Source organism: Chromobacterium indicum (assembly GCF_039708975.1).
Classification (GTDB): Bacteria; Pseudomonadota; Gammaproteobacteria; order Burkholderiales; family Chromobacteriaceae; genus Chromobacterium; species Chromobacterium piscinae.
On the sequence record NZ_JAYFSJ010000007.1, the window covers coordinates 109,809 to 135,269 of the forward strand.

At 63.0% G+C, this 25,461-nt stretch carries 25 protein-coding genes; 6 read left to right on the plus strand and 19 right to left on the minus strand.

Annotated features, from left to right (window positions below):
* Positions 1–98: 98 nt before the first annotated feature.
* The 5 genes from VA599_RS10965 to rnk all read left to right on the plus strand — a co-directional run bounded on the left by VA599_RS10965 (position 99) and on the right by rnk (position 3,881).
* Positions 99–524, plus strand: coding sequence for an organic hydroperoxide resistance protein (locus tag VA599_RS10965; protein WP_021479077.1), 426 nt, complete (start codon positions 99–101; stop codon positions 522–524).
* Between the two features lie 312 nt (positions 525–836).
* Positions 837–2,027, plus strand: a complete 1,191-nt coding sequence (locus tag VA599_RS10970) for a vWA domain-containing protein (protein ID WP_346788597.1) — start codon at positions 837–839, stop codon at positions 2,025–2,027.
* A 123-nt stretch (positions 2,028–2,150) separates the two neighbouring features.
* On the plus strand, positions 2,151–2,285 hold the full coding sequence (locus VA599_RS10975) for a hypothetical protein (RefSeq protein ID WP_021479079.1): 135 nt from the start codon (positions 2,151–2,153) through the stop codon (positions 2,283–2,285).
* Between the two features lie 172 nt (positions 2,286–2,457).
* A complete protein-coding gene (locus VA599_RS10980; protein WP_021479080.1) occupies positions 2,458–3,315 on the plus strand; it encodes a flagellin N-terminal helical domain-containing protein in 858 nt (285 codons plus the stop codon).
* Positions 3,316–3,476: 161 nt separating this feature from the next.
* Positions 3,477–3,881, plus strand: coding sequence for a nucleoside diphosphate kinase regulator (gene rnk / locus VA599_RS10985; RefSeq protein ID WP_346788598.1), 405 nt, complete (start codon positions 3,477–3,479; stop codon positions 3,879–3,881).
* A gap of 167 nt (positions 3,882–4,048) precedes the next feature.
* Here rnk and VA599_RS10990 read toward each other — a convergent pair whose 3' ends face one another.
* The 7 genes from VA599_RS10990 to VA599_RS11020 all read right to left on the minus strand — a co-directional run bounded on the left by VA599_RS10990 (position 4,049) and on the right by VA599_RS11020 (position 12,633).
* On the minus strand, positions 4,049–5,182 hold the full coding sequence (locus tag VA599_RS10990; protein ID WP_346788599.1) for an HD-GYP domain-containing protein: 1,134 nt from the start codon (positions 5,180–5,182) through the stop codon (positions 4,049–4,051).
* Positions 5,179–8,256: a response regulator gene (locus VA599_RS10995; RefSeq protein ID WP_346788600.1), complete on the minus strand. Its 3,078-nt coding sequence runs from the start codon at positions 8,254–8,256 to the stop codon at positions 5,179–5,181. Before VA599_RS10995 ends, VA599_RS10990 begins: the two co-directional genes overlap by 4 nt.
* Positions 8,257–8,413: 157 nt before the next feature.
* A complete protein-coding gene (locus VA599_RS11000; RefSeq protein ID WP_346788601.1) occupies positions 8,414–8,989 on the minus strand; it encodes an HD domain-containing protein in 576 nt (191 codons plus the stop codon).
* A 57-nt stretch (positions 8,990–9,046) separates the two neighbouring features.
* Entirely contained in the window at positions 9,047–9,655 is a 609-nt protein-coding gene (locus tag VA599_RS11005) for an alpha/beta hydrolase (protein WP_346788602.1), read from the minus strand.
* Positions 9,655–9,963, minus strand: coding sequence for a (2Fe-2S) ferredoxin domain-containing protein (locus VA599_RS11010; protein WP_021479086.1), 309 nt, complete (start codon positions 9,961–9,963; stop codon positions 9,655–9,657). The genes VA599_RS11005 and VA599_RS11010 overlap by 1 nt, the downstream gene beginning before the upstream one ends.
* A gap of 20 nt (positions 9,964–9,983) precedes the next feature.
* Positions 9,984–11,390: a replicative DNA helicase gene (gene dnaB / locus VA599_RS11015; RefSeq protein WP_031297003.1), complete on the minus strand. Its 1,407-nt coding sequence runs from the start codon at positions 11,388–11,390 to the stop codon at positions 9,984–9,986.
* A gap of 79 nt (positions 11,391–11,469) precedes the next feature.
* Complete coding sequence (locus tag VA599_RS11020) at positions 11,470–12,633, minus strand: BaiN/RdsA family NAD(P)/FAD-dependent oxidoreductase (RefSeq protein WP_346788603.1); 1,164 nt, start codon at positions 12,631–12,633, stop codon at positions 11,470–11,472.
* A gap of 124 nt (positions 12,634–12,757) precedes the next feature.
* On the opposite strand from VA599_RS11020, the gene VA599_RS11025 reads away from it, so the two are divergent.
* The gene (locus VA599_RS11025) at positions 12,758–13,345 is read left to right on the plus strand and encodes a superoxide dismutase (protein ID WP_021479089.1); all 588 of its coding nucleotides are present in this window, start codon (positions 12,758–12,760) and stop codon (positions 13,343–13,345) included.
* 77 nt (positions 13,346–13,422) lie between these two features.
* On the opposite strand, the gene VA599_RS11030 is transcribed toward VA599_RS11025, so the two are convergent.
* The 12 genes from VA599_RS11030 to purF all read right to left on the minus strand — a co-directional run bounded on the left by VA599_RS11030 (position 13,423) and on the right by purF (position 25,398).
* Entirely contained in the window at positions 13,423–14,634 is a 1,212-nt protein-coding gene (locus tag VA599_RS11030) for an EAL domain-containing response regulator (protein ID WP_021479090.1), read from the minus strand.
* Positions 14,634–15,716, minus strand: coding sequence for a protein-glutamate methylesterase/protein-glutamine glutaminase (locus VA599_RS11035; RefSeq protein WP_021479091.1), 1,083 nt, complete (start codon positions 15,714–15,716; stop codon positions 14,634–14,636). The genes VA599_RS11030 and VA599_RS11035 overlap by 1 nt, the downstream gene beginning before the upstream one ends.
* Entirely contained in the window at positions 15,713–16,564 is an 852-nt protein-coding gene (locus VA599_RS11040) for a CheR family methyltransferase (RefSeq protein WP_346788604.1), read from the minus strand. The genes VA599_RS11035 and VA599_RS11040 overlap by 4 nt, the downstream gene beginning before the upstream one ends.
* Positions 16,565–16,579: 15 nt before the next feature.
* A complete protein-coding gene (locus VA599_RS11045; protein WP_166440281.1) occupies positions 16,580–17,119 on the minus strand; it encodes a chemotaxis protein CheW in 540 nt (179 codons plus the stop codon).
* Between the two features lie 11 nt (positions 17,120–17,130).
* Positions 17,131–18,786 carry a methyl-accepting chemotaxis protein gene (locus tag VA599_RS11050; RefSeq protein WP_346788605.1) on the minus strand — a complete coding sequence of 552 codons (1,656 nt, stop codon included), beginning with the start codon at positions 18,784–18,786 and terminating at the stop codon, positions 17,131–17,133.
* Positions 18,787–18,816: 30 nt separating this feature from the next.
* Positions 18,817–20,988, minus strand: a complete 2,172-nt coding sequence (locus VA599_RS11055; protein WP_346788606.1) for a chemotaxis protein CheA — start codon at positions 20,986–20,988, stop codon at positions 18,817–18,819.
* Positions 20,978–21,298, minus strand: coding sequence for an STAS domain-containing protein (locus VA599_RS11060; RefSeq protein ID WP_346788607.1), 321 nt, complete (start codon positions 21,296–21,298; stop codon positions 20,978–20,980). Before VA599_RS11060 ends, VA599_RS11055 begins: the two co-directional genes overlap by 11 nt.
* Before the next feature lie 13 nt (positions 21,299–21,311).
* On the minus strand, positions 21,312–21,683 hold the full coding sequence (locus tag VA599_RS11065; RefSeq protein ID WP_021479097.1) for a response regulator: 372 nt from the start codon (positions 21,681–21,683) through the stop codon (positions 21,312–21,314).
* Between the two features lie 37 nt (positions 21,684–21,720).
* The gene (locus tag VA599_RS11070; protein ID WP_346788608.1) at positions 21,721–22,866 is read right to left on the minus strand and encodes a methyl-accepting chemotaxis protein; all 1,146 of its coding nucleotides are present in this window, start codon (positions 22,864–22,866) and stop codon (positions 21,721–21,723) included.
* A 158-nt stretch (positions 22,867–23,024) separates the two neighbouring features.
* A complete protein-coding gene (locus tag VA599_RS24165; protein WP_429838642.1) occupies positions 23,025–23,468 on the minus strand; it encodes a substrate-binding periplasmic protein in 444 nt (147 codons plus the stop codon).
* A 9-nt stretch (positions 23,469–23,477) separates the two neighbouring features.
* Positions 23,478–23,765, minus strand: coding sequence for a substrate-binding periplasmic protein (locus VA599_RS24170; protein ID WP_429838644.1), 288 nt, complete (start codon positions 23,763–23,765; stop codon positions 23,478–23,480).
* Positions 23,766–23,871: 106 nt separating this feature from the next.
* On the minus strand, positions 23,872–25,398 hold the full coding sequence (purF, locus tag VA599_RS11080; protein WP_021479100.1) for an amidophosphoribosyltransferase: 1,527 nt from the start codon (positions 25,396–25,398) through the stop codon (positions 23,872–23,874).
* Between the last annotated feature and the right edge of the window lie 63 nt (positions 25,399–25,461).

Sequence of the window (25,461 nt, forward strand, 5' to 3'; positions counted from 1 at the left end):
TTATAAGACTTTATAAATCTTATCGTGTTTGGCATTGGCGTAAAGTGGTTCCCGCCAAACGGCTCAACGCAAACCCGCCAAATCATCAGGAGCGCATCATGTCGATTGAAAAGATTCTGTACCGCACCCAGGCCACCGTCAGCGGCGGCCGAGAAGGAAACGCCGAGTCCCCGGACGGCGCGCTGAAAGTCCAGCTGTCCACGCCGCGCGAACTCGGCGGCGCCGGCGGTCCCGGCACCAATCCCGAGCAGCTGTTCGCCGCCGGCTATGCCGCCTGCTTCCTGGGATCGATGAAGTTCGTCGCGGCCAAGCAAAAAATGACGCTGCCGGCAGAAGCCAGCGTGACCGCCGCGGTCGGCATCGGCGTCATCCCCAGCGGTTTCGGCATCGAAGCCGAGCTGCGGATCAGCCTGCCAGGTCTGGCAATCGAAAATGCCCAGGCCCTGATTGAACAGGCTCACATCGTTTGCCCCTACTCCCACGCCACCCGCAACAATATCGACGTACGCGTGAGCCTCGTGTGAGCCGCCAATCGGCAACTCGGCCATAAGGAATCGCCATGAAATCGAAACCCGAGTTCGTGGCCGCCTCTCCGCCGCGCTGACCGCAGGGCCCGCGCCGGCCGCCGGTAGCTCCCGCTGCCGCGCCCCCTGCGTCAGGCCTCCGCGGGACGGAAGTCCCGTTTCCTCTAAGCGATGCCGCCGCGCCGAAATACCATCCGGTTTCGGCGCGGCGCATCCATCGCCCGCCTAACGCCAGACATGCCGCGGATGCCGGGACATAGTATGATTCGCGGCACGATATCCCTTGTTTCAAACTTTCGCCCCAATCCCAACATGCTGATCGACTTCTTCTACGCGCTGCGCAACGCCGGCTTGCCAGTCACCCTGAAAGAATTCCTGCTATTGCTGGAAGCGCTGCAACGCAACGTCGCCTTCGGCAGCCTCGACGAGTTCTACTACCTGTCGCGCGCGGCGCTGGTCAAGGACGAAAAACACTACGACCGTTTCGATCAGATATTCGGCCATCACTTCAAGGGTTTGGCGCTGACGCTGGACGACCTGCAACGCGCCATCCCCGAAGACTGGCTGCGCAAACAGGCGGAGAAATATCTCAGCGAAGAAGAAAAGAAAAAGCTGGAATCCATGGGCTGGGACAAGCTGATGGAAACGCTGCGCCAGCGATTGGAAGAACAGAAGGAAAGGCATCAGGGGGGCAACAGGTGGATAGGAACCGGCGGCACCAGCCCCTTCGGCGCCTGGGGCTATAACCCTGAAGGCGTGCGCATCGGCCAAAACCAGTCCCGCCACCGCCGCGCGGTGAAAGTATGGGATCAGCGCGAGTTCCGCAATTTCGACGACAAGGCGGAATTGGGCACCCGCAACATCAAGCTGGCGCTGCGCCGCCTGCGCGAGTTCGCCCGCGACGGCGCCGAGGAAATCCTGGATCTTGACGCCACCATCGCCGCCACCGCGCGCAAGGGCGGCATGCTGGACCTGAAAATGCAGCGCGAGCAGCACAACAGCGTCAAGGTGCTGGTGCTGTTCGATGTGGGCGGATCAATGGATGATCACATTCGCGAGTGCGAGGAGCTGTTTTCCGCGGTCAAGGCGGAATTCAAGCACCTGGAGTACTTCTATTTCCACAACTGCGTGTACGAATCGGTGTGGAAAGACAACAACCGCAGGCAAAGCCAGCGTTTCCCCACCTGGGACCTGATCCACACCTTCGGCCGCGATTACAAGCTGATCTTCGTCGGCGACGCCAGCATGAGCCCCTACGAAATCACCTTTCCCGGCGGCAGCGTCGAGCATATGAACGAAGAGTCCGGCGAAGTCTGGCTCAAACGGCTGCTGGAGCATTTCCGCCATGCGGCATGGATCAATCCGCTGACGCGGGAGCACTGGGATTACACGCAATCAGTGGGCATGATCCGACAGCTGATAGGCCAGAGAATGCACCCGATGACGCTGTCCGGCCTGGACCAGGCGATGCGAGATTTGAAAAAAACTGCCGCGCCCGCTTGAAAATTTAACGTTGACTCACAACTTTTTCCTTGAGTCGAGAGCATGTTGTAGCCCAGAATGAAGTCGAGGGGCCACAACGCCAGTCCGAAACCGGCCTCAGATTAAGTTACGGGGAGTCATACCATGCAAATCCTTCTTATCGCGGCCCTTGCCGTTGCGGTGGTCGCTGTCGCCAAATTGCTGGCTGCCCCGGTACAACAGCAAGCCAAGCTGGTGCCCATCCGCATTCGCGACGAGGAAACACGCCGTCGCCGCTGAGATTCAGCCAGCCAAAGCCCAAGCGCGTCCAGGACGCGCTTTTTTGTTGGCTCTCCGTCAAAGCGCTGCAATTAGACACAATCGTTAAGAAATGGCGCTTGCTCGAACAAGTCGTTGTTTCTAAACTAGATAGGCATCATTGCATTCAATAGATTCGCGACGGAGAAACACCATGGCGCTGACTGTCAACACCAACTCGGCCTCGCTGGCCGGACAGTACCAGCTGAACAAGACCCAGCAGGCCACCAAACAGGTGCTCGCCCAGCTGAGTTCAGGATCCAAGCTGAACAGCGCGGCCGACAACGCCGCCAACCTGGCCATCGCCCAGCAACTTCAAGCGCAGATCAACGGCAACAATCAGGCGATCAACAACACCAATGACGGCGTGTCGATGCTGCAAACCGCCGACTCCGCGCTGAGCCAGCTGCAGGACAACACCCAGCAGATCCAGACCCTGGCGATCCAGGCCGGCAACGGCGCGCTGAGCGCGAGCAACCGCCAGGCGCTGCAGCAGCAGGTTGACCAGCTGACCCAGAGCAACTCGCAAATCATCCAGAGCACGCAATTCAACGGCACCCAGTTGCTGAACAACAGCAACTCCAGCACATTTCAGGTCGGCCCCAATGGCACCAGCAGCAATCAGATCACGGTGCCGGGCATCGATCTGACCAATACGCCGGCCAATGGCGGCTTGAACGGCTACAACGCCAACCTGGGCGCGACCAACACCATAGACATCACCACGCAGGCGAATGCGCTGGCTGCCCAACAAAGCGCCGGCAACGACCTTAGCGCCATCTCGTCGCAACGCGCGACGCTTGGAGCGGTCAGCAACAGTTTCGACACTGTGGTCAACAATCTGCAGAACTCCACCCTGAACACCACGGCAGCGCAAAGCCGGATCAGCGATACCGACTTCGCCGCAGCGACCGCGCAATTGACTGCGCAGCAGATTCTGGGCCGCACGGGAGCAGCCACGCTGACCCAGGCCAATGTCGCGCCCCAAGCCGCGCTGTCGCTGCTGGGCTGAGCAACTTTACGCAAAAGTTCCCCGAACAAAGAGAAAAATAATTCCAAATCTCTCTTGTTTGCCGGCCTTTGATTCCATTATCATCGACAACTGAATCCCTCCGGGATTTGTCCATCGGGCACCGCAAGCGGTGCCCTTTGTCCATTTGCAAGGAGCCTTATATGTCGACCACGCCGGCAATCACCATTTCCTCCCTAGACTACGACAGGTTGTCCGTCCTGCTGGAGAGCTGCGAGCACGACCATCCGGTTGCCGGCCGCCTGGAAGACGAACTGGAGCGCGCCGACGTCGTGGATCCGCAGGCGATGCCGCCCAATGTAGTCACGATGAACAGCTCCGTCCGCATTCGCCTGGGAGACGGGCAGGAAAAACTGCTGACCCTGGTCTACCCCAAGGACGCGGACAGCGAACAGGGACGAATTTCGGTGTTGGCGCCGATAGGCGCGGCGCTGCTTGGGCTCTCTGTCGGCCAGAGCATCCAATGGCCGACTCCGTCCGGGCATACCGAACTGAGCGTGCTGGAAATCACGTACCAACCGGAAGCCGCCGGAGAATACCACCGCTAGAATCCCGACCGGAGGCCCGCGAGCCAGGGCGCAAATGGCTGAAGAAACGTGAATTGGTATGCTGAAGCTCTTGTCAACGCCGCATCGCCAACGCGCAGCGGACAATGACAGGAGCCAGACGTGCCGCATCCGGCCAGACGGATATCGAAACGATGGCGCCGCGATGCTCAGCCGCGCTCGACAGCCAACTTGGCCCCCATGTCGGAGTCGGCGTAAAGCAGGGCAATTTCGCGGAAGCTTTCCGTAATCTGCAAAAACGCCTTCACCATCTCCGGATCGAAGTGCCGACCACTGCCATCCCGTATGATCTCCACCGCTTTTTCATGCGAAAACGACGGTTTGTACACCCGCCGGGAAATCAAGGCGTCGTACACGTCGGCCACCGCCATCAACCTGGCGGACAAGGGAATGGCTTCGCCGGCCAAACCTTGCGGATAGCCGCTGCCATCCCACTTTTCCTGATGGCAATACGCGATTTCCCGCGCCAGCCGCAGAAAGCTGCTGGGCGCGTCCAGCATGCGCTCCGCGGTGGCGATGGTGTCACGCCCCAGCACCGTATGCGTCTTCATCACTTCGAATTCCTCAGGCGTCAACGGCCCCGGCTTCAGCAGAATGTCGTCGGGAATGCCCACTTTGCCGATATCGTGCAGCGGAGCCGACTTGTACAGCAACTGCACCGTTTCGTCATCCAGCAGCGGCCGATAGCGCGGATGATTGCGCAACTCCAGCGCCAGCGCGCGGACATAGTTTTGAGTGCGGCGCAGATGGTTGCCGGTTTCGTGGTCGCGCGTCTCCGCCAGCGAGGCCAGCGCCATGATGGTGACGTCCTGTATCACCTGCACTTCCCGCGTCCGCCTCTCCACCTCTTCTTGCAGGAAAGCGGCCTTGTCCTCCAGAAAATCAGCCACCGCCTTGGCCCGCAAGTGAGTGCCCACCCGGGCCAGCATGATGGGGGGCGACACCGGCTTGATGATGTAGTCCGCGGCACCGGCGTCGAAGCCGGCCTGCTCATCCTCGTGTTCGCTCATCGCGGTCAGGAAAATCACCGGGATCGACTCGGTGCGGGAATCCGCCTTGAGCCGGCGGCAAACCTCCAACCCTCCCAATCCCGGCATCATCACATCCAGCAGCACCAGATCGGGCAACACGTCGCCCTCGACGATCTGCAGCGCGCGCTCGCCGCTGTTCGCGATCAGTGTCCGATAGCGCGTCTTCAGCAAGCCATACATCTGCGTCAGGCTCTCGGGGCTGTCGTCGACCAGCAACACCGTCTGCCGGTCGGGCAGGTTCGCTTCGCTCATCTCGAGTCCTCCGGCAGTTTCTTGCCGTAAGCCCGCGCCAGTTCGCGCAGGGCGCCCAGCGCGGAGACAAAATCGAAACCGTTCAAGGCTTGTTCGAATGGCTCGCAAGCGCCATCCGGGAAGCAGGCCCGGATGCGGGGCGCGTGTTCGAGAAAATATCCCAGCGCGTCGCCATCCCCGACCGCCAGCAACGCCGCCAGCCGCTCAAGCAACGCATCGTCGGCTTTGGCGCCCGCCTCGGGACGCCCGAGCTCCGCCAGGCCGGCGCGCAAGGCCGCCACCACCTGTCCCAGCTCGATTTCCAGCTCCACCAACAGGCTCCGCCACTCCTCGCGCGCCCGGATCGCCATCTCCAGCCGCATCGCCGCGCTTTGCAGATCGACGAAGCCTATGCTGCCCGCCGCGCCTTTCAGCGTATGCGCGATGCGCTCGGCAGTCTGAAAGTCGCCCTCATCCAGGGCCACGCCGGCCCGGGCGGCCGCGCCGGTCTCCTCCTCGACAAACTGCCTGAGCAGGTGCAGATAAAGCTGGCGGTTGCCGGCCACCCGGCGCAAGCCGGCCGACTGGTCCAGCCCGTCGATCTGCGGCAGCGGCGTCTTGTCGACGGCCGCCCCGCCCCGGACCTGCGGCTCGCCGGTTTTCCCCACCCAGCGCGACAGCGTGGAAAACAGGATATGCGGGTCTATCGGCTTGGCGATATGGTCGACCATGCCTGCCATCAGACAACGTTCCCTCTCCTCCACCAGCGCATCGGCCGTCATCGCGATGATGGGCAGATCGATGAATCCGGGCAACTCCCGAATGCGGCTGGTGGCTTCGATCCCGTCCATCACCGGCATCTGCACGTCCATCAGCACCGCGTCGAAAGCCTTGGGGCCATAAGCGAGCAGCTTGTCCAGCGCCGCCTGCCCGTTTCCCGCCACCGTGATGGTGGCGCCCGTCCCCTCCAGCAGCTCGATCGCGATCTGCTGGTTGATGTGGTTGTCCTCCACCAGCAGCAGGTGGGCGCCGTCGAAACGGGGGAGCTGGTCAACCTCGTCGAACAGCGGCAAGCCGCCGCTGCGGCCAAAACCGAACACTTCCAACAACACATCGAACAACTGCGACAGATTGACCGGCTTGACCATGAAGGCGTCGCAGCCCGCCGCGCGCGCCTTCAGCCGAATATCGTCGCGCCCGAAGGCCGTCACCATCACGATGCGCATCTTGCGGCTGATCTGCCGCATCCGGCGCACCGTCTCCACGCCGTCCATTTCCTGCATCATCCAGTCGACGAATACAACATCGAACGGCTTTTGCAGGCAATCCTGCCTCACCCGCGACAGCCCCTCGTTGCCGTTCAGACATCCCTGCACTTCGAATCCCAGCTGCTTCAGCTGCGCGCACAGCACGTCGACGGCGGACTGGTTGTCGTCCACCACCAATACCCGCAATCCGCGGATCTCCTTGGGAAGGGATTGCCTGCGCGAGTCTGTCTCCGCCGAAACGCCCAGCCAGCAACTGAAAATGAAGGAGCTGCCCCAACCCGGCGAGGACTCCACCAGCATGGCGCCACCCATCAGCTCCACCAGCCGTTTCGCGATGGTAAGACCCAGGCCGGTGCCGCCGAACCGGCGGGTTGTCGAGCCATCGGCCTGGCTGAAAGCCTGGAACAGCCGGCTCTGCTGCTCTTCGTTCATGCCTATGCCGGTATCGTGGACGCAGAATTTCAGCTGCACCTTGTCGCCTATCCTCTCGGTCAGGCCGATGATGATGGACACCTGCCCCGCCTCGGTGAACTTGATCGCGTTGCCGGTCAGATTGGTCAGCACCTGCCCCAGGCGCAGGGCGTCGCCCAGCAAACCCTGCGGCACGTCGCTGGCGGTTTCGAACAACAGCTCCAAGCCCTTGTCCGCCGCCTTCTGCGCCACCAGCGCCGACACGCCGTCCAGCACGTCGTCCAGCCAGAACGGCTGCGACTCCAGCTCCAGCTTGCCGGCTTCCACCTTGGAAAAATCGAGGATGTCGTTGATGATGCCCAGCAGCGACGTGCCGGCGTTGTGGATCTTGCCGATGTAATTGCGCTGCTGATCGTCCAGGTCGGTCCGCAGCGCCAGATAGGACATGCCGATGACCGCGTTCATCGGCGTGCGGATTTCGTGGCTCATATTGGCCAGGAACAATGATTTGGCCCGGGTGGCCTGCTCAGCAGCCTGCTTGGCCTCGCGCAGCTGCGCCGAGTTGTCGACCAGCCGCGCATACAGCAGGCCGTACTCCAGCAACAGCGCCATTAACACGAAACTGGCCGCCATCAATCCGTAAATGCGGCCGGCGTAGAAGCCCAAGTCGAAACGGCCGGCGTTGAATACCACGGACAGCGCGATGTCGAGTACCCAGCTGACCATCACCACGATCAGCCATAGGTCCAGCATACTGCGCGGCCGGCGCAGCGACACCGCAACCAGAGCCAGCATGCACAAGCCCCAAACACAGGTGATCACCCCCCACATTAGCGGCGAATAGCGGCTGCCCTGCATGATCACCGGCAGAAAATCATGGCCCTGGGTGGCGAGCGCGCCCAGCAAGACCACCAACAGGAACGCCAGGGAAGCCGGCAGCGCGATGGCGCGGCCGGTTCCGGCCCGCACGCCGCCGCTCAGAGTGCAGTAGAGAATCACCAGCAGGGGAAAGCCGCTGTGCCAGAACATGTACAGCCAGGCCGTGGTCTGCGGCCCCGAGCCGAACAAGCCATGCTCCGCGAACAGCCCGGGAAAACTCAGCGCATGCAGCATCGCCATCAGCGCGGTGAACAGATAGGCCGTCGCCAGTATTTGCAGGGAGCGCAGCCGCAGAATGGCGAACTGGCCGAACAACAGCACCGCGGTGATCAGATCATTGACGGCCAGTGCGGACTGATACAGAGGAATGAACGCCCATACCTTGGGCAATTGGGTTTTGGCGAACGGCAGGATGGCGAGAAAAACCAGCGTCGAGACCACGATGACGCCGATCGCCAGCCGCGACTGCCCACGCGTGGGGGGCAGCGAGGACAGGAATTCGAGTCTATGGTCGGTCGTCGAATCTGATGGCTGCATAAACAACGTTCTCCGCGCTGCGGTTCCGGTGTCTGCCCGTCCGCGCAAGCTCTATGGCGGACGCGCCGGATTCCGCACCCGGCATCTGAGGTATAGCACAGCCATGGCGGCGACATATGCCGCTCGCCGGATTCAAACCATCAATGTCGGCCGGGCTTCAGGCCAGCCACCCCTTCTCCTTGGCCATCGCCAGGCGACCCTCCAGGTAATCCCACAAGGCCGGACAGCCCTGGCGAACCGGAGGGCCGATGCGGTCGACCACCTGCTGATGGCGGATGCCGTTCTCGCGCCAGCTCTGCCCGTTGTTGGCCAGGTTCAGCAACACCGGCATCGCGCGGTCCGCCGCATGGGCGAAGCGGGCTTCGGCGGTTTCGGCGGACTCGAACTCGTTCCACAGCGCGAGAAAGCGCTGCCCCTGCTCTGCCGGCAGCATGCCGAAGATGCGGGTCACACAGGCCAGCTCCTGCGCCTTGCGCTCCTCCCAGCCGCCTTCGGCGTAGACGATGGTGTCGCCGGTCTCGATTTCGCCGATATCGTGCACCAGTAGCATCGCCACCACGCGGTCCATGTTCACCGCCTCTACCGCGTATGGCGCCAGCGAGGACGCCAGCAGCGCGATCTGCCAGCTATGCTCGGCGGAGTTTTCATAGCGGTCGCTGTTCAACACACGCGTCTTGCGCGTCACTTGCTTGAGCTTGTCGATTTCCAGCACGAAATCCACGATGTTTTGCATATTGTTTTCTTTCCATCGATACAAAAAAAGCAGACCAAGGTCTGCTTGTTCCGGCGCTTACCAGCACCTCTGAATCATTTGCGCCAGCTGCACCAGCCGGCCGTGGAAGAAGTGGCCCGCGCCGGGAAACACCAGCACCGGCAGATTCTGCGGCCGCGCCCATTCCATCACCGCGGACAGCGGAATCACCTCATCCTCTTCGCCGTGGATCACCAGCGTGTCGGCCGGCACCGCCGGCGTCGGGATCGGATACTTGCCGACCGCCACGCCCATCAGCAGCAGCTTGTCCGCCTCGATGCGGTCGCGCGCGCGCGCGGCGACGAAGCCGCCGAAGGAGAAGCCGGCCAAGGCCAGCGGCAGTCCGGGATGTTGCGATTTCGCGTATTCGACCACGGCGATCGCGTCGTCCGCCTCGCCATTGCCGTAATCGTGCTCGCCCTCGCTGTCGCCGACGCCGCGCAAGTTCGGGCAATAACAGGCGTAGCCCAGCTGCGACAAGGCCTTGGCGGCGGTCTGCACCACCTTGTTGGTATGGGTGCCGCCCTGCAGCGGATTGGGATGGCAGATCACGGCGACGCCGGTCGCTTCGCCCTGGGCCGGCACGAGGATGGTGTCGAGCGCGCCGACCGGGCCGGCGACGCTGATCTTGTTCAAGGCCTTCAGCATCAGATCTTCAGCCTTTCCACCACGCGGCCATGCTCCATGTGCTCGCTGACGATTTCATCGATATCGTTCTTGTCGACGAAGGTGTACCAGGTCTCCTGCGGGTAGACCACCATCACCGGGCCATCGTCGCAGCGGCCCAGACAGCCGGCCTTGTTGACGCGGATCTTGCCCTCGCCGGCCAGCCCCAGCGCCTTGACCTTGTCCTTCATATAGCCCAGCAATTCGCTGGAGCCGAAGTTGTTGCAGCAGCTTTCACCGGCGGCGCGCTGGTTGCAGCAGATGAATACATGCTTGTCGAAAAAGCTCATGACTGTGTCCCGTTATCCGCTTAGCCGTCGTTGTCCGCCCAGCCGGCCGCGCCGACGGTGGCCGCGTTGTCGAACTTGGCGTAATGGCCGATGAAGGCCAGCCGCACCGCGCCGGTCGGACCGTTACGATGCTTGCCGATGATCGCCTCGGCCAGGCCTTTGTCCGGCGAATCCGGATTGTAGTACTCGTCGCGGTACATGAAGATGATCAAGTCGGCATCCTGCTCGATGGCGCCCGATTCCCGCAGGTCGGACATCATCGGCCGCTTGTTCGGCCGCTGCTCCACCGCCCGCGACAGCTGCGACAGCGCGATCACCGGCACTTGCAGCTCTTTGGCCAGACCCTTCAGGCCCCGCGAGATTTCTCCCAGCTCGGCGGTACGGTTATCGCCTCGGCCGGAGCCGCTCATCAGCTGCAGGTAGTCGATCACGATCAGGCCCAGCTTGCCGCCGTGCTGGCGAGCCAGCCGGCGCGCGCGGGCGCGCACTTCCAGCGCGGTCAGCGCCGCGGTCTCATCGATGTACATCGGCGCGTCCGACAGCTTGCCGATCGCGTAGGTCAGTTTCTGCCAGTCGTCGTCGCCCAGCTTGCCGGTGCGCAACACGTGCTGATCCAGCCGCCCGACCGAGCCCAGCATACGCATCACCAGCTGCGAGCCGCCCATTTCCATCGAGAACACCGCCACCGGCAGGTGGGTTTCCACCGCCACGTGCTCGGCGATGTTCATCGAGAAGGCGGTCTTGCCCATGGACGGACGGCCGGCCACGATGATCAGGTCGCCCGGCTGTAGGCCGGAGGTTTTGGCGTCCAGGTCGAAGAAACCGGTGGGCACGCCGGTCACCTCGTCCGGGTTGTCCCGGCTGTACAGCATGTCGATCCGCTCCACCACCTCTTTCAACAGGCCCGGCATTTCCAGGAAGCCCTGCTTGGACTTGGCGGTGGATTCCGCGATCTGGAACACGCGCCCCTCGGCCTCGTCCAGCAGTTGCGCCGCGTCGCGGCCCATCGGCGCGTAGGCGGCCTCGGCGATCTCGGTGCCGACCTGCGCCAGCTGGCGCATCACCGAGCGCTCGCGGACGATCTCGGCGTAGCGGCGGATATTGGCCGCCGACGGCGTGTTCTGCGCCAGCGTGGCCAGATAGGCCAGACCGCCGATCTCGGCCAGCTCGGCGTTCTTGTCCAAGGCTTCGGACACGGTCACCACATCGGCCGGACGGCCCATCTCCACCAGCTTGGCGATATGCTTGTAGACCAGCCGGTGGTCGTGGCGGTAAAAGTCGGCCTCGGACACCACATCGGCGATCTTGTCCCAGGCGCTGTTGTCCAGCAACAGGCCGCCCAGCACCGACTGTTCGGCCTCCACCGAATGCGGCGGCGTGCGGATGGACGCCATCTCGCTGTCAAAATTATCGTACTGTTCTGTCATGTAGACCCGGAGGAAGGCGCGCGGCAAGCGGCGCGCGTAAGGCAAAACGCAATTCTAACCCGAAACAAACCGGGCCCGCTCAGCAGTTCATCCCGGCGACGTAGCCGGACGACCATGCCCACTGGAAGTTATAGCCGCCCAGCCAGCCGGTGACGTCCACCACTTCGCCGATGAAGAACAGGCCGGGCACATCGTTGGCCATCAGGGCCTTGGACGACAAGGCCTTGGTCGACACGCCGCCCAGCGTCACCTCGGCCTTCTTGTAGCCCTGGGTGCCGTTGGGCTTCACGCACCAGCGGTGCAGCTGCTCGGCCAGCTGGCGGCGCTGCTTCGGCCCCAGGTCCTTGGCGCGCTTGTTTAGGCCAACCCGGTCCAGCCAGGCGTCGGCGAAGCGGCGCGACCAGCCCAGTTCGGCCAGGGCATTGGCGATCAGCTGCTCGCTGTCGCCCTTCTCCTCCAGCCAGCGCTCGGCGTCGCCGTCCGGCATCAGGTCCAGCAGCAGCTCCATGCCGGGCTGCCAATACGACGAAACCTGCAGGATGGCCGGACCGGACACGCCCTTGTGGGTGAACAACACGTTCTCGCGGAAACGCCCCTTGCCCGCCCTGGCCTCCACATCCACCGACACGCCGGCCAGCGGCGTGAAGATTTCGGCGTCCTCGACATGGAAAGTCAGCGGCACCAGCGCCGGCGACAGCGGAGTTACCGCCAGACCGAACTGCTCGGCCACCTGGTAGCCGAACGGCGTCGCGCCGATCTGGGGAATCGACAGGCCGCCGGAGGCGACGACCAGCGACTGCGATTGGAAGCGGCCGCGGCTGGTTTCCACGACAAAGCCGCCGTCATCGCTCCGGGACACCGCGTGTATGGCCGTTTCCATTCGGCGATCCACGCCGCCCTTGCGGCACTCCTCGTCCAGCATGGCGATGATGCGCTCGCTGCCATCGTCGCAGAACAGCTGGCCCAGCTTCTTCTCGTGGTAGCCGATGCCGTGGCGCTCCACCATGTCGATGAAGTCCTGCGGCGTGTATTGAGCCAGCGCGGAACGGCAGAAATTGGGGTTGGCAGACAGGTAGCAGTCGAACCGGGCATTGACGTTGGTGAAGTTGCAGCGCCCGCCGCCGGAGATGCGGATCTTCTCCGCCAGCTTGGCCGCGTGGTCCAGCAGCAGCACGCTGCGGCCGCGCTGGCCGGCCGTCGCCGCGCACATCAGGCCGGCCGCGCCGGCCCCGATGACAATCACATCAAATTGCAAAAATTTATCCTTATCATTTTAGTCAACTATTAGCCACGCAGAACATATTCCAGTAAACTGCGATCAAAGCCACCGCTTATGCGGATTACTCTACTCAACAAGGAGAGCATAAATGGAACACAAACTGCCTGAACTGCCGTACGCGCTGGATGCCCTGGCTCCGCACATCTCCAAGGAAACCCTGGAATTCCACTACGGCAAGCATCATCAGACCTACATCACCAATCTGAACAATCTGATCAAGGGCACCGAGTTCGAAAACGCCTCCCTGGAAGAGATCGTCAAGAAATCCTCCGGCGGCATCTTCAACAACGCCGCTCAGGTGTGGAACCACACTTTCTACTGGTTCGGCTTCGCCCCGAACGCCTCCGGCGCGGAACGCAAGCCGTCCGGCGCGCTGGCTGACGCCATCAACGCCAAGTGGGGCTCCTACGACGAGTTCAAGAAAGCCTTCACCCAGACCGCCATCGGCACCTTCGGTTCCGGCTGGGCCTGGCTGGTGAAGAACAGCGACGGCAGCCTGGACCTGGTATCCACCAGCAACGCCGCCACCCCGCTGACCACCGACAAGAAGCCGTTGCTGACCTGTGATGTGTGGGAGCATGCGTATTATATCGACTACCGCAACAGCCGCCCGAACTATCTGGAACACTTCTGGACGCTGGTGAACTGGGACTTCGTGGCCAAGAACTTCGCCTGATTTCCGCTGCTGTCGATCCAAAGGGGCCTTTCGGCCCCTTTTTTCATGCCCGCCGCCAAAGCGGCCTGTCAACGGCCCTAAATATGGCCGTTGTCCCGCATCCATTGCACGAACTGGTCGAACGGCAGCGGGCGGCTATGGTAATAGCCCTGGGCCACGTCGCAACCCAGCGCCGCCAATTGTTGCCAATCTTCTTCCGTCTCCACGCCTTCCGCCACCGACAGCAGCTGCAGCTTCTGGCACATCGCAACCGCGGAGGTCAGGATGGCGAGCTTCTTGGGGCTGCTGCCCGCGTCATGGACGAATTCCCGATCTATCTTCAACTCGGTGAACGGGCTGCGAGACAATTGTTTCATGGATGAATAGCCAGTGCCGTAATCGTCCATCGCCAGACCGAAGCCGTTCAAACGCAGCCTGGCCAGCGTGCCGAGCGAGGCGGCCAGATTGGACATCAACGACGTTTCCGTCACTTCCAGCGCGACGCTGTCGCTGGGTTGGCCGCTGGACTGGACGATGGAGGTCATTTCATCCACCAGATTGGCGTCATTGAGCAAGGGCACCGGCAGGTTGATGGACGCATGCAAGCCGGGATGCAAAGCCAGAAACTGCTTTACATCGACGCAAACATCGCGCAGGAACTGGTAGAAGAAACGGATGGCCAGCTCGCCCTCCTCCAGATGATGGACAAACGCCGCCGGCGGCAACACCCCGTACTGCGGATGATTCCAGCGCACCAATGCTTCCATGCCAAACAGGGAGCCATCCTTGATGGATACCTTGGGCTGGTAATACGGCACCAGCTGGCGCTGTTTCAGGGCGTCGGCGACGTCCTGCTCGCTCATGTCGAGCTTGCTCATCGCATCGCTCGCTCCCGGCCATTCGGGGTTGTAGCCGTCCAGCACCCTGCTTAGTTCCTCTTGCTTGAGCGGCTTGGGAAATACCGCCAGCAGATTCAGTTCGGACGCATCCACCACGCCCTGCACCGTGTCCAGCACATCCCGCGGCACGCCGCTCATCACGGCGACGAAGCGCACCTTGCCCTTCAGTTTGCTGGCGATGCTCTCCAACAACTTGACGCCGTCCATATAGGGCATGTTGAGATCGGTCACCACCAGGTCCACCCTATCCAGGGCGGACAGCTTGCTCATCGCGTCCACGCCGTTCTCGGCCTCATGAACCTCGCGAAATCCCATCTCCGTCAACAGGCTCACCGCCAACAGCCTGTGCGTGGCGGAATCCTCCACCACCATCACGGACCGATCCTTCCACTTGTCCAGATATCCCATCATCAACCCCTGATGCCCGCCAGCATGTGAGTAATGCGCTCCAGCGACATCACCTCGTCCACGCCGCCGTGATTGATTGCCTCGGCCGGCATGCCGAACACCACGCAGGATTCCTCATCCTGGGCGATGGTGCGGGCGCCTGCGTCATGCATCTCGCGCATGCCGCGCGCGCCGTCGTCCCCCATCCCGGTCATGATCACGCCCACCGCATTGCCCCCGGCGCAGATGGCCACCGAGCGGAACAACACATCCACAGATGGCCGATGGCGCGACACCAGCGGCCCATCCTTCACCTCCGCCACGTATTGGGCGCCGTTGCGCTTGACCAGCAAATGCTTGCCGCCCGGCGCGATCAGCGCCACGCCGGAAATCAGCCGATCGCCGTTCTTCGCCTCCCTCACCTCCACCCGGCACAACCCGTTCAGCCGCTCAGCGAAGGATGCGGTGAACTTCTCCGGCATGTGCTGGACCACGGCCACGCCGGGACAGGTGGCCGGCAGCCGCGGCAACAGGTATTCCAGCGCCTGGGTGCCGCCGGTGGACGTGCCTATCGCGATGATCTTCTCTGTCGTGCGGTACTTCTCCAACCCGGACGGCGCCTCCAGCACCACGTCGGCGGTCAGTTTGGGCGCCGGCGGGGCTGCCGGCTCGCCCGAGGTTTGCGAAATGCGCTTCACCACGCCCATCTTGGCCCGCGCCGCGTCGCGCACCTCCTGCACCAGCTCCTTGGCCGCTTCCAGCAGAAAGGCGCGCTGATTGAGCGCCGGCTTGGTGATCACCGCCACCGCGCCGGCAGACAACGCGTCCAGCGTGATGCGCGCACCCTTCTCGGTCAGCGACGAGCAGATGATCACCGGCGTCGGACGCTCGTCCATGATCTTGCGCAGGAAAGTCAGGCCGTCCATCCTCGGCATCTCGATGTCCAGCACGATCACATCAGGCCAGCGCAGCTTCATCCGGTTCATCGCGAAAAGCGGATCCGGCGAGGCCCCCAGCACCTCGATGTCCGGCGCGGATGACAGCATCTGGGACAATACCTCGCGCACCACGGCGGAATCATCGACGATCAGCACAGAGACGCTCATTTTGCACCTCCACTCTTGAGGCGGGCAGCTTCGAAACGGTAACGCGACGGCACCTCCTGAACCAGCGGCAGCTCCAGCTTGTGCAGCGATTCGGAATGGCCGATCAGCAGATGTCCGCCGTCGCGCATGCGGGTACACACCCGGGCCAGCACATCGCGCTTGGTTTCTTCATTGAAATAAATCAGCACGTTGCGCAAAAAGACAATATCAAAATCCGTCTGCTGGAACTTGTCGCAATGCAGCAGATTCAACTTGGAGAACTCCACCCTGCGCGCCAGCTCCGGCGACACCTTCACCATGCCCTCGTACTCGTCGTGTCCGCGCAGAAAATACTTTTGCCACAGCCTGGGCGGCGTACGCCTTACCCGGTCCAGCGGATAGACCCCACGCTTGGCGGCGGCCAGCACCTTGGTGTTGATGTCGGTGGCGCAGATTTTCCAGTTGCCGGCCAAGCCCAGGGTTTCCGCCATCACCATCGCGATGGTGTAAGGCTCTTCGCCGGTTGAGCTGGCCGCGGACCAGATTTTCACCGCGCCCGCCCGCTGATCCCGCAGCGCCTGCGCCTGCTGCTCCAGCCAGTGGAAATGCTGGGGTTCGCGGAAAAAATAGGTTTCATTGGTAGACAGCAGGTTCACCGCCCGCTGCCGCTCCGCCTGCCCCCGCGGATCGTTCAACATCTTCCAGTAGGCCGAATAGCTGTCCAGCCCAAGATGGCGCAGCCGCTTGGACAAGCGGGACTGCACCAGCGAACGCTTGCTGGCCGGCAGGTCTATGCCGGCCTCGCTGAGAATGAATTGCTTGAAACGGGCGAATTCCGCATCGTTCAGCACGGGATCAGCGGTGTGCATGCGGATTCTCCGGCATCAGGCCACCTCGGCGTCGTCGCTGAAATGCTGCAGGGAGACGGTCTCCGCCATCGCGCTCAACTCCGACACCGACAAGGCCTGCTGCACATTGAGCAGGATGGCGAAACGCTCGTTGATGGTGGCGATGCCCTGGATGAAGTCGCCGCGGATGCTGACCCCGAAGGTGGGCGAAGGGTCGATGTCGCTATCCGGTATCTCCAGCACTTCGCATACCGCGTCCAGCAGGATGCCCACGTCGTTGTAGCCGCCCTCCAGCCCCGGCAGCGACAGGATGGCCACGCAAGAGGACGGCTTCAACTCGGTCAGCCCCCTGCCGAAACGTATCGACAAGTCGATCACCGGCACCACTGAGCCGCGCAGATTGATGATGCCGCGCACGAAGTTGGGCATCATCGGCACGTGGGTGATGCCGTCAAGCTCGATGATCTCGCGGATGAAATTGATCTGAATGCCGAACAAGTCCTCGCCCAGGATGAAGGTCACGCAGTGGAACTTGCCGCCCTGCGCCGCGCCTGCCGGATCGGAACGCTCGCTCATGCCCGTGCTCCTCAGTATTTGGAAAACTTGCCGTCGTCCACTTCTTCATCGAAGTCTTCGTCAAAGGCGCGATTGGACGATGGCGGCGCGGCCTTGTGGCCGCTCCCGCCATGTCCGCCGGAATGCATCATCACGCTCTTGCGCGCGTTGCGGCTGCTGCGCAGCTTGAACTGCTGCATCAGGTCCTGCAGTTGCATCGCGGCGGAGCTGAGCTCTTCCGAGGTGGAGCTGAGCTCTTCCGCCGACGAGGCCGACGACTGCATGCCGGTGCTGATCTGCGACACCGCGGTGTTGATCTGGTCGATGCCGGTGCGCTGCTCGCGCGAGGCGGCGGAAATTTCCTGCACCAGCGAGGCCGTCTGATCTATGCCGGGCAACATTTCCTGCAACAGCACCCCAGAGCGTTCCGCGACGGTGACCGAGCGCCCGGCCAGATCGCCGATTTCCTTGGCCGCCACCTGGGAGCGCTCCGCCAGCTTGCGCACCTCCACCGCCACGGTGGCGAAGCCCTTGCCGTGTTCGCCGGCCCGCGCCGCCTCGATCGCAGCGTTGATCGCAAGCAGGTCGGTCTTGTTGGCGATGTCGTTGATCGCGGTGATGCGCGACGCGATTTCCTTCATCGCGTGCACCATGTCGCCCACCGCCTTGCCGCTCTCGGTGGCGCTGTCGGCCGACTTGGACGCGATGCCCTCGGTGACCCGGGCGTTGTCGGCGTTCTGGGTGACGGTGGACGCCATCTCCTCCACCGAGGCGCTGGTTTCCTCGACGCTGGACGCCAGCTCAGACGCAGTCTGCGCCAGCGAGCTGGCGGTGGACGCCACCTCTTCCGACGCCGCGCCGATGGACTCCGACATCGAACTCACCTCCGCCAGCGTGTCGGACAATCGATGCGCCATGCCTTTGATCGAGTACAGCAGGCTGCTTTCATCATTCGCGCGCAGCTTGATCGGCACCGCTAGGTCGCCATCCGCCACCCGCGCCACCACCTGCATCGCGTAGGATGGATCGCCGCCCAATTGCCTCAGGATGCTGCGGATGATGGCCAGCGCCAGCAGCACCGTCACCACCAGAGCCGCCACGCCTATCGATATCATCAGGTTGCGCGCGTTGTCGGCGCTAACCGCGGCCTCGTGGCTCAGGTCCTTCATCTGCTGGGACTGGAAATCTCCCATCTCGTCCAGCGCCGAGATCAGCGTGTTGTTGGCCGGGGCGAACTCCTTCAGCAGATAAGTTGTCGCCAGCGCATGATCCTTGGCCAGCAGCGCATACAGTTCGCCATACTTGGCATTCAGATTGTCCCGGGCGGACACGATCTTGTCGTACAGCTCGCGCCCTTTGGGGGTATCGATCAAGCGATCCAGCTTTTGCAGCGACTGCTTGTTTTCGTCGCGCAGCTTGGCGATGGCCTGCTTGGTCTTTTCGAGGTCTGCCGGGTCCGTCTGCAGCAACAGATTCCGTACAAAACGCCCATTGTTCAATGTGTTCTGTGTGATGTCGTTGGACAGCGACACCTTGGCGTAGCGGTCGGAGACGATCTCGTTGGTGTTGCTGCTCATCGTCGCCATGCCGCGCATGCCCACCAGCAGGATCGCCAGCATCAACAGCAGGATGAGTCCATAGCCTATCGCCAGCTTGATGTGGACCTGCATATTGTGAAACGAATTCATATCTGTCTCCTGAAACCCCGAATATCGGTCTTATTGCTTGTCGCCCAGCAGCGCTTCGGCGCTCTGCCTGATCAGCCTTCGCTCCCGCCTGCATGCATGGTGTATCAACTGCGGAATATCCAGCACCAGCGCGGGCTTGCCGTTGCCTAGGATGGTGGAGCCGCTGATGCCGCGCAGCGACTTGAACAACTCTCCCAAGGGCTTGATCACCGCCTGGACCTCGCCCATCAGCTTGTCCACCACGATGCCGGCCCGGTATTCGCCGTAGTGGACGATCACGATGTATTCGGGATGATCGGAAGGCGGCAGGCCGAACAGCTCGCGCAAGGACACGAAGGGCAGCCAGTCGCCGCGCAGATTGATCTGGCGCGCATGGTGGCTCATCGCGCCGTCCGGCATGTCAACGCACTCGATCATCATGTCCAGCGGCATCACCAGCGCCGATTCGTTCACCTCCACCCGGAAGCCGTCGATGATGGCCAGCGTCAGCGGCAGACGCAGGCGGAAGGTGGAGCCGGCCCCAGGCTGGGACTGGATTTCTATCTCGCCGCGCAGCGCTTCGATATTGCGTTTGACCACATCCATGCCGACGCCGCGGCCGGACAGGTCGCTGACGGCGTCGGCGGTGGAAAAACCGGGCAGGAAGATCAGCTGCAGCGTCTCCTGGTCGCTCAGCAGCCGGCCCTCGGCGATCAGCCCCCGCTCGATGGCCTTGGCCAGCACTTTCTCGCGGTTGATGCCGCCGCCGTCGTCCTTGACCTCCACCACCACCGAACCGGCGTCGTGATAAGCGTTCAGCGTCACGGTGCCCTGCTCCGGCTTGCCTGCGGCCCTGCGCTTCTCCGCCGATTCCAGCCCGTGGTCCACCGCATTGCGTACGATGTGCATCAAAGGATCGTTCAGCTTCTCTACCATGGACTTGTCGATCTCGGTGTCGCCGCCCTTGATTTCCAACTGGATGGCTTTGCCCAGTTGCTTGGACACTTCGCGCACCATGCGCGGGAAGCGGCTGAATATCTCGTCCACCGGCACCATGCGCAGCGTCAGCGCGTCGTCGCGTATGCTCTCCACCAGGGTGTTGATCACTGCCACGGATTCCAGCAGCTCGCCATCGCCGCGGCTCTGGGCGATCAGCTTGGTGCCCGCCGACGCGATCACCAATTCGCCGACGCGGTTGATCAAGCGGTCCAGCTTGCTGGCCTCGATGCGGATATAGCTGTCGCCGCGCCCGCTCTTGGCCGGCGCCGCTCCTGCCGGGGATGCCTCCCGAGGCGGCGGCGCGGCCGCCGGCGCATCCGGAGCCCCGGCATCCTCAACCGGCTCGGTCACGTCGCCGCTGCGCAGGCGATCCGCTTCGTCCGTGGTCAGCGCGCCGCGCGCGGTCCAGCGCTGCAGTTGCTCTTCCAGCGGTTCGCCCAGCGCTTCCGCCTCCGCCAGGTAATCCGCCAGCGGCGCGCGCGGCGCCAGGATGCCGATATGGCTGTCCTCTGCGATGAATTCGAAAGTGTCCGCGATGCGCTGCCGGCTCTCGTCCGTCTCCAGGGCCAGGTCGAAGCCGATGAAGCATTCGGTCACGTCCAGCAGTTGCGGCGGCGGCCAGTTCCGCCAGACCGGCGTCACATCGCGCAGCGTGCTGAAGCCGCCCAGGTAGCGCAGGAAGGACAAGGGATCGAATCCGTGGCGGAAGGTGTCGGGGTGGAAGCGCAGCGATAGCTGCCAATACGGGCTGCCCGTCGCGACATCGCCGCCCAGCCCCTGCCCCTCCGCCGTTTCGGCGGCTTCCGCGCTCTCGGCCGGCGCCTCATGCGCCTGGCCTTCCTGGTAGCGCTTCAAGCCGGCCAGCAAGGGCTCTCCTTCCGGCAGATCGCGCCGCGCCATCTCGTCGCTGACCGCGCTGGCATCCAGCAGGCGGCGCAGATGGTCGTTGCAGGCCAGCAGCAAGGTGATCAGGTCGTCGCTCAGCGAAACCTGGCCGGAGCGCAGCCGCTCCAGCACGTTTTCCATCACATGCGCGAAGCGCACCAGCGCGTCCAATCCGAAGATTCCGGCGGAGCCCTTGATGGTGTGCGCGGTGCGGAACAGCAGATTGTAGGTTTCCTCTCCCGGCGGATAGGCGACCGGGTCCAGCAGCGCCGACTCCAGCCCATCGCACAGCTCGCGCGACTCTTCGAAGAAAACCTCCTTGGCCTTGCTAAGATCCATCGCCCGCCTCTCCTTGCCCATTCCCGCCCGGCGGCAGGAAGCCCAGCCAGATGCCCACTTCGTCCACCAAGGGGTTGCCGGCCGCGATCGCCACCGTTTTTTCCAGCCTGGCGGCCTCGGCCAGCATGATGCTCAGCAACTGCGCGCCGCAGCCGTCCAGTTCCGTGACGCCGGACAGGTCCAGCTCCACCCGATCGTGGTTGAGCAAGCCTAGCAGTTCATCCTGTATTTCTTCCGCGGTGAAAATGGTCAGCTCGCCGTCCAGCGCCGCCCGCGTCGTTCCGTCATCCTGTTGCAGCAGCAAGGCCATCGCGCGCTCCGGTTCAGGGCTGAATCAGCTTGGACACGGCGTCCAGCAGCTTGGCCGGGTCGAACGGTTTCACGATCCAGGCCTTGGCGCCGGCCTCCTTGCCCTGCATCTTCTTGTCGTCGCTGCCTTCAGTCGTCAGCATGATCACAGGCAGAAACCGGGTGGCCGCTCCCTCCTTCAATCGCTTGAGCAGAGTGATGCCGTCCATGCCCGGCATATTGACGTCGGAAATGACCAGGTTGACGCGAACGCCGTTCAGCTTGGCCAGCGCATCGTTGCCGTCGCAGGCCTCGATCACCTCGTAACCCGCCCCCTTGAGCGCGATGCTGACGGTGGCGCGGATGCTGGCGGCGTCGTCGACAATCAAAATGGATTTGCTGGGCATGAATCTCTCCGGGATAAGTCCGAAACTCGATCAAACATCAGAAGAAATCGACATCGCCGCTGGACGCCGCGGGCTTTCCGCCGTCGCCGCCCTTGTGAAGCGCGGCCTGCTCCAGCGTGGTGTAAGTGGATTCCAGACGCTTGAGCCACTCCCGGGGCTCGATCCGGGGGGGCTTTTCTCCGCGCCGGCGCGCCTCGCGCACCGCCTCCAGATGGGCCAGCATGTGCTTCAGATCCTGCGCGACATGCTGGACGATCTGGCTGACCCGGTCCTGGAACTGCAAGGCGATCAACGAGGCGTGCAGCTCCTTTTCCACGCGGGAGCCTTCGGTCTGCATCCTTTGATTGACCTGGGCCAGCCTTTCCGCGGCGGCGCTGAAGTCCCGCACCGAATCGTCCAGCAGTCCCAGCGCGTTATTGCCCCGGTCGGCGTCCTGCGCGCCCAGGCTGGTGGTGGTCTGGCGGGTCTGTTCCAGCGCGCCGTTGATCTCCACCACCTTTTCCGACATCTGCTTGCCGGTCTGCTCGGACTGCTGCGACAGCTTGCGCACTTCGTCCGCCACCACTGCGAAGCCCCGGCCGCTTTCGCCCGCGCGCGCGGCTTCTATGCTGGCATTCAAGGCCAGCAGATTGGTTTGGTTGGAGATGCGGCCGACCTGGTCCGCCATGCCCAACAGTTCGCCTGAATAGGTGGAAAGACGGGAGACTTCTTCGATCAACTGCTGGCGGTGGCCGACGATCTCCGCCAGCACCGATGAGATTTCCTTGCTGCGCAGGCCGGCATCCGCGACCATCTGCTCCAGGCTAACGCTGCCGATGTCGTCCGAGGTGGAGCTTGCCGCCTGGATAGTGGCGTGCAATCCATCCGCGATGCCGGTCAGGGTGCCCGCCAGCTGATTGCCGCCGCTCACCGACTGCTCGATCACCAATTGCAGATTGCCTTCCCAGCGCGCGATCACCTGCTGCAGCAGCTCGAAGCTCTCGTCGTCATCCGCCGCCGGCGCGGCGGCAGTCGCTTCAAGCAGCGGCTCGGGCGCATCGCCGCCTCCCCAGGCCAACAACAGCCCGCCGCCGCCCAGCACGGGAATCAGCCAGCCCAGCCACGGCGACACCCACACCAACGCCGCCATCGCCGCCAGGCTCAGCCCGGCGAAGATGAATAGCGGTTTGCTCCTGTTTCCCATTCAACCATGCCCCCGCCAATGAGGAATCTTATAGTCGGCTCAGCCCGTCGCGGGCCTGCCATTTGTCATCGCCAAGCGCTTGATTGCAAGCGGAACCGGCTGACACATGGTTTCACTTAAGTTGCCGCCGACAAGACTGTCAAGAAAGGCGATGGAATTCAGGGCGCCGCCGGCGAAACCAGTCGGCCGTAGCTGCCGTCCCGCTTCATCGTTTCCAGCGCGGCGTCGAAACGATCGCGCATGCCGGCCAGCTCAGGCTTGCGCGCGAAGGCGATGTAGCTGGGAATTTGCTCGACCGGCGGCTTCAATTCGCGCACCAAGGCCTCGGCATGCTGCCGCCGGATGATGTCCCGCGCGCCGAGTCGATTGCTGATGAGGATGTCGAAACGCCGCGCCAACAGCTTTTCCATGTTCTGCTCGCCGCTGGCGGCCGTCTCCGCGATGCGGATGCCGCCCTGCCTCGCCGCCGCGTCGAAGACCGCGCCGTAGCTGACGGCCCTGACCACGCCGAAGCGATAGCCGGCCAATTGGCTCAGCCGGCCGTCGAAGCGAATGAGGGAATCCCGCAGCACGAACAGCGACACTTCCTGCGGCATCAGCACCTGGCGGGACTAGTCCAGCCGGGCCTCGCGCTCCGGCGTTTTGTAAAGCGTGAAGATGGCGTCCGCCTGGCCCGACTCCGCCATCGCCAGCGAGCGGCCCCAAGGATAGATGCTTATATGGACAGGCCGTCCCATCCTGCGGAAAGCCTCGCGCACGATATCCACCGCGACCCCGCTCACCTCGGCCCCATCCTGATACTGGTAAGGCGGATATTGCAGCGTGACCAGCTCCAGCGGCCGTTCGCCGGCGGACGCCAAGGCGGACAGAAGACACAGCAAGACGAGCAAGCGGGGCAAGATTCGCGCGCTCCATAAAGACAAAGAGGACGTCCCGATTCCGGAACGCCCTCTTTGGCGCAGAACCGGCCTGGACTCTTCAAGATAGTCCAGGCCTAAAGACGGATCAGATCAGATTCTGCTCCGCCACGTTCAGATTGAGATCTATCATCTGCTCGCTGCCGCCCTTGTCCTTCAAGTCCAGCCGCGCGCACTCGATAGCGTCGAGATAGGCTTCGGTGATGTCGCCGGTGATGTATTGGCCGTCGAAGCAGGAGCTCTCGAACAGGCCCAGCTCGCGGTTGACGCTGCGCACCGCGTCCTGCAGCGCGTCCAGATCCTGATAGATCACCACGTCGGCGCCGATTTCGCGCGCGATCTCCGCCTCATCGCGGCCGGTGGCCAGCAGCTCGGCCCGGGTGGGCATGTCGATGCCGTAGACATTGGGGAAGCGCACCGCCGGCGCGGCGGAGGCGAAATAAACCTTCTTCGCGCCGGAGTCGCGCGCCATCTGCACGATTTCCTTGGACGTGGTGCCGCGGACGATGGAGTCGTCCACCAGCAGCACATTGCGGCCGGAAAACTCCAGCGGCACCGGGTTCAGTTTCTGGCGCACCGATTTCTTGCGCACCGCCTGCCCCGGCATGATGAAGGTGCGGCCGATATAGCGGTTCTTGATGAAGCCCTCGCGGTACGGCAGCCCCATCGCGTTGGCCAGTTGCAGCGCGCTCTGGCGGCTGGAGTCGGGAATCGGGATCACCACGTCGATGTCCAATTCCGGCAGATCGCGGCGGATCTTCTCCGCCAGCATCTCGCCCATGTTCAAACGGGACTGGTAGACCGACACGCCGTCGATCACCGAATCCGGGCGGGCGAAGTACACGTATTCGAACAGGCAGGGCGCGAGGCGGGTGTTCTCGGCGCAGATCTGGCTGTGCATGTCGCCGTCGAAAGTCACGTACACGCACTCGCCCGGCTGCACGTCGCGCAGCAGCTTGAAACCGGAACAATCCAGCGCCACCGACTCCGACGCGAACATGTATTCGGTCTTGCCGTCGTTCTCGGTGCAGCCCATCACCAGAGGACGGATGCCGTTGGGGTCGCGGAAAGCCACCAGGCCGAAGCCAGCGATCATCGCCACCACCGCGTAGGCGCCCTTGACGCGGCGGTGCACCGCTTCCACCGCGCCGAACACCGCGTCCACCGTCAGCTCGTGGCCGGTCACCCGTTGCGCCACTTCGTGGGCGAACACGTTCAGCAGCACTTCGGAGTCGGAATTGGTGTTGATGTGCCGCAGGTCGTTGCGGAACATGTCCGCCTTCAGCTCATCGGTATTGGTCAGGTTGCCGTTGTGCGCCAGCACGATGCCGAAGGGCGAGTTGACGTAGAACGGCTGGGCCTCCGCCAGGCAGGAAGCCGAGCCAGCCGTCGGATAGCGCACATGGGCGATGCCGGCGTTGCCCAGCAGCGAACGCATGTTGCGGGTGCGGAACACGTCGCGCACCATGCCGCTGCCCTTGTGCATGTGAAAGGTCTTGCTATTGGCGGTAACGATACCGGCCGCGTCCTGTCCGCGGTGTTGCAGCACCTGCAAACCGTCGTACAGCAGCTGATTGACCGGAGATTGACCGACCACGCCTAGAATTCCACACATCTTTAATGCCCTCTATCCCGACTTGCTGAAAAGGAAAAGCCCAAAAGAAAGAGGCGGAATCTT

Bases quoted from the DNA above. Each gene is read 5' to 3' on its own strand.
- VA599_RS11005 (WP_346788602.1), bottom strand. From the start codon at position 9,655: ATGCTGAAGGCCTTGAACAAGATCAGCGTCGCCGGCCCGGTCGGCGCG.
- VA599_RS10970 (WP_346788597.1), top strand. From the start codon at position 837: ATGCTGATCGACTTCTTCTACGCGCTGCGCAACGCCGGCTTGCCAGTC.
- rnk (WP_346788598.1), top strand. From the start codon at position 3,477: ATGTCGACCACGCCGGCAATCACCATTTCCTCCCTAGACTACGACAGG.
- VA599_RS11000 (WP_346788601.1), bottom strand. From the start codon at position 8,989: ATGCAAAACATCGTGGATTTCGTGCTGGAAATCGACAAGCTCAAGCAA.
- VA599_RS11025 (WP_021479089.1), top strand. From the start codon at position 12,758: ATGGAACACAAACTGCCTGAACTGCCGTACGCGCTGGATGCCCTGGCT.
- VA599_RS11045 (WP_166440281.1), bottom strand. From the start codon at position 17,119: ATGAGCGAGCGTTCCGATCCGGCAGGCGCGGCGCAGGGCGGCAAGTTC.
- VA599_RS11035 (WP_021479091.1), bottom strand. From the start codon at position 15,716: ATGAGCGTCTCTGTGCTGATCGTCGATGATTCCGCCGTGGTGCGCGAG.
- purF (WP_021479100.1), bottom strand. From the start codon at position 25,398: ATGTGTGGAATTCTAGGCGTGGTCGGTCAATCTCCGGTCAATCAGCTG.
- VA599_RS11030 (WP_021479090.1), bottom strand. From the start codon at position 14,634: ATGATGGGATATCTGGACAAGTGGAAGGATCGGTCCGTGATGGTGGTG.
- VA599_RS10965 (WP_021479077.1), top strand. From the start codon at position 99: ATGTCGATTGAAAAGATTCTGTACCGCACCCAGGCCACCGTCAGCGGC.
- VA599_RS10980 (WP_021479080.1), top strand. From the start codon at position 2,458: ATGGCGCTGACTGTCAACACCAACTCGGCCTCGCTGGCCGGACAGTAC.
- dnaB (WP_031297003.1), bottom strand. From the start codon at position 11,390: ATGACAGAACAGTACGATAATTTTGACAGCGAGATGGCGTCCATCCGC.
- VA599_RS10975 (WP_021479079.1), top strand. From the start codon at position 2,151: ATGCAAATCCTTCTTATCGCGGCCCTTGCCGTTGCGGTGGTCGCTGTC.
- VA599_RS10990 (WP_346788599.1), bottom strand. From the start codon at position 5,182: ATGAGCGAAGCGAACCTGCCCGACCGGCAGACGGTGTTGCTGGTCGAC.
- VA599_RS11040 (WP_346788604.1), bottom strand. From the start codon at position 16,564: ATGCACACCGCTGATCCCGTGCTGAACGATGCGGAATTCGCCCGTTTC.
- VA599_RS11070 (WP_346788608.1), bottom strand. From the start codon at position 22,866: ATGGGAAACAGGAGCAAACCGCTATTCATCTTCGCCGGGCTGAGCCTG.
- VA599_RS11010 (WP_021479086.1), bottom strand. From the start codon at position 9,963: ATGAGCTTTTTCGACAAGCATGTATTCATCTGCTGCAACCAGCGCGCC.
- VA599_RS11050 (WP_346788605.1), bottom strand. From the start codon at position 18,786: ATGAATTCGTTTCACAATATGCAGGTCCACATCAAGCTGGCGATAGGC.
- VA599_RS10995 (WP_346788600.1), bottom strand. From the start codon at position 8,256: ATGCAGCCATCAGATTCGACGACCGACCATAGACTCGAATTCCTGTCC.
- VA599_RS11055 (WP_346788606.1), bottom strand. From the start codon at position 20,988: ATGGATCTTAGCAAGGCCAAGGAGGTTTTCTTCGAAGAGTCGCGCGAG.
- VA599_RS11065 (WP_021479097.1), bottom strand. From the start codon at position 21,683: ATGCCCAGCAAATCCATTTTGATTGTCGACGACGCCGCCAGCATCCGC.
- VA599_RS11060 (WP_346788607.1), bottom strand. From the start codon at position 21,298: ATGGCCTTGCTGCTGCAACAGGATGACGGAACGACGCGGGCGGCGCTG.